Origin of the sequence: Limnohabitans sp. DM1 (assembly GCF_001269385.1) — a bacterium.
Taxonomy (GTDB): Bacteria; Pseudomonadota; Gammaproteobacteria; order Burkholderiales; family Burkholderiaceae_C; genus Limnohabitans_A.
On record NZ_CXOO01000054.1, the window covers coordinates 22828 to 35694 of the forward strand.

Genomic DNA, 12867 nt, shown 5'->3' on the forward strand with positions numbered 1-12867 from the left:
GGAACATCCCGTGGGCTGATCGGCACATGCACTCAGCGGTTGGCAATGTACATCGTGATTTCAAAGCCAAAACGCATGTCGGTTGCCGTTGGTTTTTCCCATGTCATGTCGATCTCCTTGGTGTTGTCAGGCAAAGTGCCTTGAATGTGCGGACAGCCTGTCTGCCCGCATCAGATGCAGTTTGGAGGGGTGGGCGCCTTCTAGCCATCCTGAATTCATGGATTTGCACCTCATGAATTTCATGAGTTTGGCGGGGTGCAGCCAAAGCATTCTGGGCAGGCCCGGGTGCCCAGCACAAATGCCGATAGCATCCTGACCATGTTGCAACGCTGCGTCCCCCCAGTTCACCTGTCTGCCCATGGTCGCCTGGATCCGGCGCGTGAGCCATTTGAGGCAGGCCTGCTGGATGTCGGCCAAGGCCATCGCTTGTATGTGGAGCAGTGCGGCAACCCTGAGGGTTTGCCGGTGGTCTTTTTGCACGGTGGCCCAGGCAGCGCTTGCAGCCCAGGTCACCGGTCGTTTTTTGATCCCGGCATTTTTCGCGCCATCTTGATGGATCAACGCGCTTGCGGTCGCAGCGTGGCCCCACCCGGCTGGGCGCACAACACCACGGCCCATTTGATCGCTGACCTGGAGGTCTTGCGCCAACACTTGGGCCTGTCGCGCTGGCTGGTCATGGGCGGTTCGTGGGGGGCAGGTCTGGGTTTGGCTTATGCCGCAGCCCACCCCGAGGCTTGCCTGGGCTTGCTGCTGCGGGGCGTGTTTCTGGGTCGGCCTGGCGACATCGATGCATTTTTTCAGGGCATGCAGCCACGCCTGCCACAAGCTTGGGCCGCATTGACGCGTGGCGCGTCAGAGGCGCAAAAGTCGCGCATCGTGCCATGGCTTCACCACCACTTGCACAGCGGCAGTGCGGCCAAGGCCCTAGACATCGCCCTGCGCTGGGAAGCCTGGGAGGCATCGGTGGAGCAGCAGCAGCTTGTGCCCGCCCGAGCGGCTCAGTTGCCGCTCCATGAGGTGCAGCGGCTGGTGCGCAAATACCAAGTGCAAAGTCACTATCTGCATCATGGGTGCTTTTGGGGCGATGACGGTTTGCTGTCACGCATCTACACGCTGCACAGTCTGCCTGTGGCGCTGGTGCATGGCCAGTGCGATACGGTGTGCAGCCCGCAAGCGGCGTTGGAGGTGCACCGCCGCTTGCCGCACAGCACTCTGAATCTGCTGGCCCAAAGTGGCCACAATCCGTATGAACCTGTCATGGCGCAGGCCGTGGTGAATGCACTCAATGGCTTTGCCCGGCATGGCCATTTTGGGCGCCCCGACTTGCCAATGCCCGCACGGGACACACCATGAGCCTCAGACTCCAAGTCAACTTGATCATCATCGCCATGATGGCGGTGTTTGCGTCCATTTTGATCGGGCTGCAACTCGACAACACACGCCGAAGCGTGCGTGAAGAGGTGGTTTCAGCCAATGTGGTGGCTGGTCAGTTTTTGTCGCGCTTGCAATGGATCTATGGCAACGATGGTATGACGGGCATTGCCGAATTTTTGCGCCAAGTGGGGCGCATTCGCGCCAACGCCATTGAGCTGCGCGATGACAGCGACCAGCTCATTTACCGTTCACCTCCATCTGTGTACAAAGCCGGACTCGAAGCGCCCGAGTGGTACAGCCGCATCGTCTCGCCCCCACTGCCTGCTCGCGTCATTCAACTGCCCAACGGGCGCATGATTTTGCAAGCTGACACCTCGCGTGCCGTGCTCGATGGCTGGGACGAACTGCGCCCCATGCTGTGGACTGTGCTGCTGTGTTTCTTGCTGGGCAACGCTCTCGTGTATGCCCTCATGCGCCGCGCCTTGAAGCCGATGCACCAGTTGAGTCAGGGCTTGTTGAGCATGGCGGATGGCCGCTACGACACCCGGCTGACACAGATGACGGGGCACGAAGGACGTCAAATGGGATTGGCCTTTAACCGCATGGCGAAGTCGGTGCAAGACAGCATCGAAGCGCGCAAAGAGGCGCGCAAAGCGGCACAAGAACTGGCCGAAAACCGTGAACTGACGCAAATGATCCAGGACCGCATTGAGATCGAGCGCGGCGCGATTTCACGCGAGTTGCATGACGAGTTGGGACAGCAAGTCACGGCCATTAAAAGTGTCAGCCTGGCCATTGCGCAGCGTGCCGAAAAAACAGACCCGTCGATTGAGTCTTCTGCGCGCTTGGTGATGGCGTGCGCCGATCAGATTTACGATGGGATGCACCGCCTGATTGCCACTTTGAGGCCGCTGGCGCTGGACCGTTTTGGATTGCACGACGCCCTGCTCGACTTGCTGGCCGACAGCCGGATGCGCCACCCCAAGGTGCGGATCGAGGCGCTCATCAGGGCGCCCTTGACCGACTTGCATGCGTCATTGGCCACGGCCATTTATCGGATCATCCAAGAAGCGCTGAACAATGCGTTGCGACACGCCCAGGCCCAATGCATTGAAATCACCGTGACAGCAGAAGCAGGGCAACTGGACATCCAAGTGGTGGACGACGGCCTCGGACAAGTGCTGCATTTTGAGACCCATGGCCACTTTGGCTTGCCGGGCATGCGTGAGCGTGCTGAAGCCCTCGGGGGCACACTCCGATGGCTGCAAAGAACCCCTACGGGCGTGGTGATCCGGGCCACACTGCCTGTCATTCCAAAAAATAGCTCATGAAAAAAATCAAAGTCATGTTGGTTGATGACCATGCCGTGGTGCGCATGGGGTTTCGCCTTTTGTTGCAAGCGACTGCCGACATCGACGTGGTGGCCGAAGCCAGCTCGGGTGAAGAGGCCTGCCAAACGGTCGAAGCCAGCACACCGGATGTGGTCATCATGGACATCGCCATGCCCGGCATGGGCGGCATTGAAACCATCAAACGCCTGAGCAGCAAATGTAGCGGGCTGGGCATCTTGGCCCTGTCCGCGCACGAAGACATCAGTCACCCGATGCGCGCCTTGCAAGCCGGCGCATTGGGCTATTTGTCCAAACGCTGCGCGCCCGAGGCCTTGATGGACGCGATCCGCTCAGTCGCCAAAGGGCAGCCCTATATGGATGCTCAAATTGCTCAGCGCCTGGCCATGCAGTCCATCAAGGGCCGGGAAAATCCTGTCGAAAAACTGTCTGCGCGAGAGTTTGAAGTGTTCGCACAATTGGCCCGCGGCCAATCGGTGGCCCAAATTTCCGAGTTGCTGAACTTGTCAGCCTCCACGGTGGGCACGCACCTGTACAACATCAAACAAAAACTGGGGCTCAACAACCAATCCGAACTGACGCTCTTGGCCGTGCGTCATGGTGTGATCAGCGTCACCGATGGATGTGCGTGAAGGGCTTGCGCGTAGGGCGAATCACCCTGCGCGATAGCCGACAAATGTCGGATTTGCGCCCCGCGATGGGGCGAGGCACAGGCCCTGGCTTCTAGCTGCCGTATCCAGAGGCCATCTCCCGCAGATCAGCGTTTTGTCGTCGATCGCGGTACACAGTCTCAGGCCGCTTCTTTGTAGAAAAACCCGCCGTGCACGTTGCGCGGCGCCAGCGGTGCCACGGCACGGCCGATGGCGCCGATGTGCTCGGGCGTGGTGCCGCAGCAGCCGCCCACGATGTTGACCAGGCCTTCGGCGGCGAACTCGTGCAGCAGGCGGCTGGTGACTTCGGGCGTTTCGTCAAAGCCGGTGTCGCTCATGGGGTTGGGCAAACCGGCGTTGGGGTAGCAACTGATGAAGGTGTCGCCCGCCACCTTGTTCAATTCTTGAATGTAGGGGCGCATCAGCGTGGCGCCCAAAGCGCAGTTCAGGCCAATGGCCAGGGGCTGGGCATGGCGCACGCTGTGCCAGAAGGCGGTCACGGTTTGGCCGCTCAAAATGCGGCCCGAAGCGTCGGTCACCGTGCCGCTGATGATGAGCGGCAGGCGCTGGCCGCTGGCTTCAAAGAATTCTTCGATGGCAAACAGCGCGGCCTTGGCGTTGAGCGTGTCAAAGATCGTCTCGACCAGCAGCACGTCCGAGCCGCCTTCGACCAAGGCTTCGACCTGTTCGTAATAGGCAGCGCGCAATTCTTCAAAGTTCACATTGCGTGCGCCCGCGTCGTTCACGTCGGGGCTGATGCTGGCGGTCTTGGGCGTGGGGCCGAGAGCGCCCACCACAAAGCGGGGTTTGTCGGGGGTGGAAAATTTGTCGCAAGCAGCGCGGGCCAGTTTGGCCGATTGCAGGTTCATCTCGCGGGCGAGGTGCTGCATGTCGTAGTCGGCCTGGGCGATGGTTGTGGCGCCAAAGGTGTTGGTCTCGATCAGGTCGGCACCAGCGGCGAGATACCCTTCGTGGATGTCGCGGATCACGTCGGGTCGGGTCAGGCTCAGCAGTTCGTTGTTGCCCTTGATGTCTTTGGGGAAGTCCTTGAAACGCTCGCCCCGGTAGTCGGCCTCGGTCAATTTGAAGCGCTGGATCATGGTGCCCATGGCCCCGTCGAGGATGGCGATGCGGGTGTTCAGGATCTCGGGCAGCGCCTGGGCGCGGGTGTAATTCAGGTGTTTCATCGCCACATTGTAAAAAAGTCCCTGCGGCTGCCCGCAGGGACTCAGGTTTCAAGCAGGCGCACAAGCCGCGCCCACCGCAAAGACTCACTTCAGATCGAAGCGGTCCAGTTCCATGACTTTTTGCCATGCGGTGACGAAATCACGCACGAACTTGGTCTGGTTGTCGTTTTGCGCATAGACCTCGGCCAAGGCGCGCAGCTGTGAGTTGGAGCCAAAGACCAGGTCCACGCGGGTGGCTGTCCACTTCACGTTGCCAGTCTTGCGGTCGCGGCCCTCATAGCGGTTGTCGCCCACGGGTGTCCAAGCGGTGGACATGTCGACCAGGTTGACGAAAAAGTCAGGGGTCAGCTGGCCAGGGCGCTGTGTGAACACGCCCTGTGCGCTGCCGCCGTGGTTGGCGCCCAGCACGCGAAGACCGGCCACCAGCACCGCCATTTCGGGGGCGCTGAGGGTGAGCAGCTGGGCTTTGTCCAGCAGCATGGCCTCGGGCGTGACGGTGTAGGCCTGTTTGCGGTAGTTGCGAAAGCCATCGGCTTCGGGTTCGAGCACGGCAAACGACTCGACATCGGTTTGTTCGGGCGTGGCATCGGTGCGGCCAGGGTGGAAAGGCACGTCCACGGCATGACCGGCCGCCCGGGCTGCGGCTTCGACGCCTGCGTTGCCTGCCAGCACGATCAAATCGGCCATCGACACTTGCTTGCCGCCCTTGTGCTCGGCGTTGAAGGCTTGCTGAATGCCTTCCAGCACAGCCAAGACCTTGCCCAGCTGCTCAGGCTGGTTGACTGCCCAGCTGCGCTGTGGGGCCAGGCGAATGCGCGCGCCGTTGGCACCGCCGCGCTTGTCAGAGCTGCGGAATGTGCTGGCCGAGGCCCAGGCGGTGGACACCAGCTCGCTGACCGTCAAGCCCGAGACCAGCACCTGCGCCTTGAGGGTTGCGGCGTCTTGGGCGTCGATCAAGGGGTGCTGAACAGCCGGCACCGGGTCTTGCCAGATCAGGTCTTCTGCGGGCACTTCGGGGCCCAGGTACAAAGATTTGGGTCCCATGTCGCGGTGCGTCAGCTTGAACCATGCACGGGCGTAGGCATCGGCAAACTCGTCGGGGTTGGCCAGGAAGTGGCGCGAGATTTTTTCGTAAGCGGGGTCCATGCGCAGCGAGAGGTCGGCCGTGGTCATCATCGGGCGGTGTTTTTTACCGGGAATGTGGGCATCGGCCACCAGGTCTTCTTCGGCCACGTCCTTGGCCAGCCACTGGTGCGCGCCCGAGGGGCTCTTGACCAGTTCCCACTCGTACTTGAACAACACTTTGAAGTAGCCCATGTCCCAGGTGGTGGGGTTGGGTTTCCAGGCGCCTTCGATGCCGCTGGTGGTGGTGTCGGCGCCTTTGCCGCTGCCGTGCTGGTTGATCCAGCCAAAACCCATGGCTTCCATGGGGGCGGCTTCCGGCTCGGGGCCGACCAGCTGGGGGTCACCGGCGCCATGGGCCTTGCCAAACGTGTGGCCGCCAGCGATCAGCGCCACGGTTTCGTAGTCGTTCATGGCCATGCGGGCGAAGGTTTCGCGCACGTCGCGGCCACTGGCCACCGGATCGGGTTTGCCGTCCGGGCCTTCCGGATTCACATAGATCAAGCCCATTTGCACTGCAGCCAAGGGGTTGGCCAGTTCGCGGTCACCGCTGTAGCGGCTGTCGGGTTTGTCGCTGGTGGCCAGCCATTCCTTTTCGGCACCCCAGGAGATGTCTTCTTCGGGGGCCCAGATGTCTTCGCGGCCACCGCCGAAACCAAAGGTCTTGAAGCCCATGGTTTCCATGGCCACATTGCCCGCCAACACATACAAGTCAGCCCACGAGATGGCGTTGCCATACTTTTGCTTGATGGGCCACAGCAGGCGGCGTGCCTTGTCGAGGTTGCCGTTGTCCGGCCAGCTGTTGAGCGGCGCAAAGCGTTGATTGCCCGTGCTGGCGCCGCCGCGACCATCGGCCGTGCGGTAAGTGCCTGCGCTGTGCCAGGCCATGCGGATGAACAAACCGCCGTAGTGGCCCCAGTCAGCGGGCCACCAGTCCTGCGAATCGGTCATGAGCGCGACCAGGTCTTGTTTGAGCGCGGCAAAGTCGAGGTTTTTGAAGGCCTCGGCGTAATTGAAATCCGGGTCCATGGGGTTGGAGACCGGCTGGTGCTGGTGCAGGATGCTCAGGTTCAACTGGTTGGGCCACCAATCGGCATTCGATTGCGCGCCATGGGTGGCGCGGGCGCCAGTCGCTGCGTGAAAAGGGCATTGGGATGGGGCAGTCATAGGGCTTTCCTGTATGTGAAAAAAATGTTGGATCAGAACGCTTGTGCCATCGCAGCCAGCACTTCCAGCCAGAGGGGCTGAGGTGTGAGAGGGGCGGCGGTGACAGTCATGCTGAACTCCGAAAAAAACGTCAGGCGCCAAGTATAAAAATATTAATAAGCTTTTACGATCCAATTAATTTTATTACATGAATTTATAAAATCTATTGACAGGTGGTTTTTGTTAGTTACCGCACAAAGCCCATGCCCAAAGCTTGACAAGCGCCAACATCAGGGGAACAACGGTATTCGTAGGTAGGCGGTCGAAGACCCCGCCGTTTGACCTGATGGACCCCCTTTGCCTGCAGCCAGCGCTTTGAGTCAAGCGTGCATCGTCGGACTCTTCGAGTACCGACCTACAGGGCAGGCATTTTGGGTGGAGGGCCTTGACCGTTTCAGCGGCCTGTCCACCGCCCGAACCCAGCAGCCCGCAACTGGCAAGCCGGACACTGACCACAGCCATAACCCCAGTCGTGGCGTTGCGTGCGTTCACCCAGGTAACAGGTGTGGGTGTGCTCCACGATCACCTCCACCAGCGCCTGCCCGCCGCCTTGGGGCTGAGCCTTTTGGCCCAGGTCATGCGCCAGCTGCCAGGTTTGGGCTTTGTCGATCCACATCAGCGGCGTCTCGATCAGCAGTTTGCGGTCCATGCCCAGCGACAGGGCCACCTGCATGGCCTTCATGGTGTCGTCGCGGCAGTCGGGGTAGCCCGAAAAATCGGTCTCGCACACGCCCGTGACGATGACCTGCAAGCCCCGGCGGTAAGCCAGCGCCGCCGCCAGCGTGAGGAACAGCAGGTTGCGCCCGGGCACGAAGGTGTTGGGCAGGCCCGAGCTTTCCATCTCGATGGCGGTGTCGCGGGTCAATGAGGTTTCGCTGATCTGGCCGAGGATGCGAGCGTCCAGCAAATGGTCTTCGCCCATTTTGGGGGCCCATTGCGGGAACTTCGCCTTGATGGCGGCCAACACGTTCAGGCGGGCGTCCAACTCGACTTTGTGGCGCTGTCCGTAGTCAAAAGCCAGGGTTTCAACACGGCCGTAACGGCTCAAGGCCTGGGCCAGGCAGGTGGTGGAGTCCTGACCACCGGAAAACAGGACAAGGGCGGAGGTGTGCATGGGCTGGGATGGTAACGCTGTCCATGAAGGGGGAGCTGTCAGAGTCTGGGCGCGGCGGAGCGCATTTGGAAGGGGCCGGCGGCGGGCTCCTCATACGGCGGGGGTACGCCAAAATCGTCGCCCGCCGCCGGCCCCTTCCAAACACTGGTGGTGGTCGACAGTCTTGGGTGTGTTAGCCGCGCAGCCCATGGTTTTGCGTGGGTGGGTGAGGGCAGGCACAGGGTGACGATTTTGGCGTACCCCCGCCGTATGAGGAACCCTGTGCCTGCCCTCACCCACCCACACCACACCCGCAAAAACTCAAGCGACAAACGCTAAACCCAAGCCATCGATAGAGGACAATCAAGCCTTCAAAAAGCCCGTCAATCCCCAGTGTCCCCCCACCTCCCCATCCTGCGCGAAGTTTTTGGCTACGACGCCTTTCGCGGCCCGCAGCAAGCCATCATCGACCATGTGGCTGCTGGCGGCGATGCGCTGGTGCTCATGCCCACGGGCGGGGGCAAGTCGCTGTGCTACCAGGTGCCCGCCATTGCGCGCCAGCGGGCAGGCCACGGCATCACCGTGGTCGTCTCGCCCCTGATTGCATTGATGCACGACCAGGTCGGTGCGCTGCACGAAGCAGGCGTGAGCGCCGCCTTCCTCAACTCCACCCTCACCAGCGAAGAAGCCAGCGACATCGAGCGGCGCTTGCTGCGCGGCGAAATCACCCTGCTGTATGCAGCGCCCGAGCGCGTGACCAACGCCCGTTTTCTGGCACAAATGGATTCGCTGCTCGAGCGCGGACTGCTGAGCCTGTTTGCCATCGACGAAGCGCATTGCGTGAGCCAATGGGGCCACGACTTCCGGCCTGAATACCGGGGCCTGTCGGTGCTGCACGAGCGCTACCCCAGCGTGCCGCGTGTGGCGCTCACGGCCACGGCCGATGCGCTGACCCGCGCCGATATCGTCGAGCGCCTGCAACTGGAAAGCGCCGAGCTGTTCATCAGCAGCTTTGACCGACCCAACATCCGTTACACCATCGTCGAGAAAAAAGACGCCAGCACCCAGCTGCTGCGCTTCATCGAGCGCGAACACCCCGAAGAAGCGGGTGTGGTCTATTGCCAGTCGCGCAAGCGGGTCGAAGAGATCGCGGTCATGTTGTGTGAAGCGGGCATCCATGCGCTGCCCTATCACGCAGGGTTGGACGCCGCCGTGCGCCAGCGCCACCAGAACGAATTTTTGCGCGAAGAAGGCGTGGTCATGGTGGCCACCGTGGCCTTTGGCATGGGCATCGACAAGCCCGATGTGCGCTTTGTGGCGCACCTGGACATGCCCAAAAACATCGAAGGCTATTACCAGGAGACCGGCCGCGCAGGGCGCGACGGCCTGGCGTCTGACGCGTGGATGGCCTACGGCCTGCAAGACGTGGTGAACCAGCGCCGCATGATCGACGAGAGCCCGGCGGGCGAAGACTTCAAGCAAGTCATGCGCGGCAAGCTCGACGCGCTGCTGGCCCTGGCCGAAGCGACCGACTGCCGCCGCGTGCGGCTTTTGGGCTACTTTGGCGAGCCCAGCATGCCCTGCGGCAACTGCGACAACTGCCTGCACCCGCCCCAAGTGTGGGACGGCACCGATGCGGCCCGCAAGCTGCTGTCCACCGTCTACCGCACGCAGCAAAGCAGCGGTCACAGCTTTGGCGCGGGCCACACCATGGACATCGTGCGCGGCAAAAAAACCGACAAGGTGGCGCAGCGCGGCCACGAAAGCATCAGCACCTTTGGCCTGGGCGCCGAGTACAGCGAGCAGCAACTGCGCGCTGTGATGCGCCAGCTGATCGCGATTGGCGCGCTGCATGTGCACACCGAAGAGGGTTTCAGCACCCTGCACCTGACCGAGGCGTCACGCGCCGTGCTCAAAGGCGATGTGCCCGTGCAGCTGCGCGAAAGCACCAGCCAACGCGGCGACAAACGCAGCCGCACGCGCAGCGCCCCAGCGCCCGCTGCCGCCAATCTGGGGCAGGACGCGATGGTGCGCTACATCAACCTCAAGGCCTGGCGGGCCGAGGTGGCCAAAGAACACAACCTGCCCGCCTATGTGATCTTCCACGACGCCACGTTGGCCGCCATTGCCGAACACGCCCCGCAAAGCCTGTCAGACCTGCAAGGCATCAGTGGACTGGGCGTGAAAAAGCTCGAAGCCTACGGCCCGCAGGTGCTGCGGGTGTGCCAGGGGATGTGACAGGGGCCGAATCCTTGGGTGCTGAACACCAAGATTGCTGCTGCCCTGCGATGTTGTAGCTCGGTAACGCCAGGTCCGACGTGGGTGGTTTCGGCTTATTGATCCGGCCCTGTGAAGTTTGCAGGGTGACTTCCCTCTTGCACCTTGTGGGCGCTAGCCCTGCTGGCGATCAGACGCGTGTGGACCACTGGCTTTTCGCTTGGCTGGCAAGCTCCCACAAAATCCTCCCAACTGACAACACACGGCTCAGACTTCATCGGGCCGAATCTATAAGCAGTGACGGCGCAAAAAATTCAAACTTCAGCATGCCGAATCAATAGGCCCATGACGGCTCTGTTGCCGCCGGCCTACAGGGACGATCCGCATGAGATGACGCCCATCGCAGCCCCTGCGTTCCAAGCCCGCGCAAAACAAAACCCGCAAAGCGCGAGCTGTTGCGGGTTTCGTGGGGCTTGACAGTGCTGCCCAAAGGCGTGCACCTCAGAGTGCAAAAGCCTCAGGCCATGAAGACGGCGATGAAAGCCAGCAGGAAAATCAGCAATGCGCCAGCGGCCGGAATGACCACGGGGATGTGCTTGACCACGTTTTCAACGGGATCGTCAGAAGCAGGGGCGTCGTTGTGAGCAGACATGAGGAACCTCAAAACAAGAATGGGCGTATTGTAGCCAAGCCCGCCGGGCGCTTGTCTTACATCAAGGCATAGGTCGTGCTGGCCCGAAAAACGCTCTTGCCGTCGTCGGCCCCCGCCAGGTCAATCTCGCCAAAGGCCATGGCCTTGCCTGCGCGCAGCACCCGGGCGGTGATGAGGGCATCTTGCCCCGACAGCGGCTTCATGAAGGTGCTCGACAGTTGCACCGTGCTGCAGGGGCGAAACGTGCCAAAGTGCGCGATCAGGGCCAACACCATGGCCGTGTCGGCCGCAGCCATCATGGCCTGCCCGCACAACATGCCGCCCACTCGCGAGAGCTGGTCGCTTTGTGGCAGCCGCAGCGTCACGCTGTCGGCATCAAAGCGCTCCACTTTCAGATTCAGGGCCTGCACCCAGGGGGCAAACAGGTCGGACAGGGATTGCTGCAGGGTGTCGGTGGTGTCGGTGCTCATGCGCACAGTTTAAACAGGGCTCCTCATCAGGCGCGCAAGCAGCGCTGCATTCGCAAAGGGGGCAGCTTTCTATACTGGACTTTTTCATGGCGCTGCGTCGCAGCGCCTGAGGCCTGTGAGCACATCCGAAACGCAATGGAAAAACGCATGACTTCCTCCATCCTTGTTGTGGGCGCCGGCATGGTGGGCACCTGCACGGCATTGCATTTGCAGCAGCGCGGCTTTGAGGTGCTGCTGCTGGATCGGCGTGCACCGGGTCAGGAGACCTCGTTTGGCAACGCGGGCCTGATCCAGCGCGAGGCGGTAGAGCCCTATGCTTTTCCGCGTGAGCCGGGTTTTTTGTTGAACGCCGCCTTGGGGCGCGGGGCCGAAGTGAATTGGCATGCCCGGGGTTTGTGGCAAATGGGCGGCTCGCTGCTGCGTTACTTTCGCCAGTCATCGCCTGCCGCGCATGCACGCGCCACCGAGGCCTACAGCCGCCTCATTGCCCACGCCACGGATGAACACGAGCTGCTGCTGAAAGCGGCGGGTGCCCAGGAGCTTGTTCAGCGCGACGGTTTCAGGTTGGTGTTTCACACGCCCCAGGCCCTCGATGAAGCCGTGCAGCGGGCGGCGTTGCTGCAAGCGCGTTTTGGCGTGCGCCACCAAGCCGAGAGCAGCGCCCAGCTGGCGCAAGCCGAGCCCGCCTTGCGCCTGCCTTTGGCAGGGGCGGTGCATTGGCTCGATCCCTGGGCCGTGCAGGACCCGGGTGCTTTGGTGCAGCGCTATGCCGATCTGTTTGTCGCCCGGGGCGGTCGTCTGTTGAAGGGCGAGGCGACGGGCTTGCAGGCGCAGGGCGCAGGCTGGTCGGTGCAGACCCCCGAGGGCCGCGTGCAGGCCGAACAAGCCGTGCTGGCGCTGGGGCCTTGGTCCGATGGCGTGATCCGCACCCTGGGTTATCGCTTTCCACTGTTCGTCAAACGCGGCTACCACCAGCATTACCGGGCACCTGTTGAGCTGCGCCAGCCGCTGCTCGATGCCGAGCGTGGCTATGTGCTGGCCCCCATGCAGCGCGGCCTGCGCCTGACCACGGGCGCAGAGTTTGCACCGCTGGATGCCCCGCCCACGCCTGTGCAACTGGCCAAAGCCGAAGCCCTGGCACGCCAACTGCTGGACTTGGGCGAGCCCCTGCCCGAGCCGCCTTGGATGGGCGGACGCCCTTGCACCGCCGACATGCTGCCCGTCATGGGGCCAGCGCCACGCCACAAAGGGCTGTGGTTCAACTTCGGCCACGCCCACCAAGGCTTCACGCTGGGGCCTGTGGCCGGGCGGCTGCTGGCCGAAATGGTCCACGGCCAGCAGCCCTGGATCGACCCGGCACCCTATTTGCCAGCGCGCTTTGGTTGATGTGGCGCGGGTCTCCTGAAAAGGGGGGCCGACATGGGCCTGTGCCGAAGCCACCCATGTCGGACTTTTCGAGTACCGACCTACAAGGGCCACGGTATTCGTAATTCGGATGTCGAAGACCCCGACGTTTGGCCTGATGGACCCCCTTCGTCTGCAGCCAG

General features: G+C 62.1%; 11 protein-coding genes. 5 read left to right on the plus strand and 6 right to left on the minus strand.

The window, feature by feature from the left end; genetic code table 11:
• Positions 1-32 precede the first annotated feature (32 nt).
• Positions 33-107, minus strand: a complete 75-nt coding sequence (gene pqqA, locus AMM33_RS18575) for a pyrroloquinoline quinone precursor peptide PqqA (protein WP_090142768.1) — start codon at positions 105-107, stop codon at positions 33-35.
• A gap of 211 nt (positions 108-318) precedes the next feature.
• On the opposite strand from pqqA, the gene AMM33_RS18580 reads away from it, so the two are divergent.
• The 3 genes from AMM33_RS18580 to AMM33_RS18590 are packed head-to-tail and all read left to right on the plus strand — an operon-like array spanning position 319 to position 3355.
• Complete coding sequence (locus AMM33_RS18580; RefSeq protein WP_090142769.1) at positions 319-1353, plus strand: alpha/beta fold hydrolase; 1035 nt, start codon at positions 319-321, stop codon at positions 1351-1353.
• Positions 1350-2705 carry an ATP-binding protein gene (locus AMM33_RS18585; RefSeq protein ID WP_090142751.1) on the plus strand — a complete coding sequence of 452 codons (1356 nt, stop codon included), beginning with the start codon at positions 1350-1352 and terminating at the stop codon, positions 2703-2705. Before AMM33_RS18580 ends, AMM33_RS18585 begins: the two co-directional genes overlap by 4 nt.
• Positions 2702-3355, plus strand: coding sequence for a response regulator (locus tag AMM33_RS18590; protein WP_090142752.1), 654 nt, complete (start codon positions 2702-2704; stop codon positions 3353-3355). The genes AMM33_RS18585 and AMM33_RS18590 overlap by 4 nt, the downstream gene beginning before the upstream one ends.
• Before the next feature lie 158 nt (positions 3356-3513).
• Here AMM33_RS18590 and AMM33_RS18595 read toward each other — a convergent pair whose 3' ends face one another.
• The 3 genes from AMM33_RS18595 to queC form a co-directional block, all read right to left on the minus strand.
• Positions 3514-4560, minus strand: coding sequence for a homocysteine S-methyltransferase family protein (locus tag AMM33_RS18595; protein ID WP_090142753.1), 1047 nt, complete (start codon positions 4558-4560; stop codon positions 3514-3516).
• Between the two features lie 84 nt (positions 4561-4644).
• Complete coding sequence (gene katG / locus AMM33_RS18600) at positions 4645-6849, minus strand: catalase/peroxidase HPI (RefSeq protein ID WP_090142754.1); 2205 nt, start codon at positions 6847-6849, stop codon at positions 4645-4647.
• A gap of 433 nt (positions 6850-7282) precedes the next feature.
• The gene (gene queC, locus AMM33_RS18605) at positions 7283-8002 is read right to left on the minus strand and encodes a 7-cyano-7-deazaguanine synthase QueC (protein WP_090142755.1); all 720 of its coding nucleotides are present in this window, start codon (positions 8000-8002) and stop codon (positions 7283-7285) included.
• Between the two features lie 372 nt (positions 8003-8374).
• Between queC and recQ the strand changes: the two genes are divergently transcribed.
• A complete protein-coding gene (gene recQ / locus AMM33_RS18610) occupies positions 8375-10219 on the plus strand; it encodes a DNA helicase RecQ (protein WP_090142756.1) in 1845 nt (614 codons plus the stop codon).
• A 496-nt stretch (positions 10220-10715) separates the two neighbouring features.
• On the opposite strand, the gene AMM33_RS22685 is transcribed toward recQ, so the two are convergent.
• A complete protein-coding gene (locus AMM33_RS22685) occupies positions 10716-10850 on the minus strand; it encodes a hypothetical protein (protein ID WP_255350715.1) in 135 nt (44 codons plus the stop codon).
• Positions 10851-10906: 56 nt separating this feature from the next.
• Positions 10907-11320 carry a PaaI family thioesterase gene (locus tag AMM33_RS18615; RefSeq protein ID WP_090142757.1) on the minus strand — a complete coding sequence of 138 codons (414 nt, stop codon included), beginning with the start codon at positions 11318-11320 and terminating at the stop codon, positions 10907-10909.
• A gap of 147 nt (positions 11321-11467) precedes the next feature.
• On the opposite strand from AMM33_RS18615, the gene AMM33_RS18620 reads away from it, so the two are divergent.
• Positions 11468-12706 carry an NAD(P)/FAD-dependent oxidoreductase gene (locus tag AMM33_RS18620; RefSeq protein WP_090142770.1) on the plus strand — a complete coding sequence of 413 codons (1239 nt, stop codon included), beginning with the start codon at positions 11468-11470 and terminating at the stop codon, positions 12704-12706.
• Positions 12707-12867: the final 161 nt, after the last annotated feature.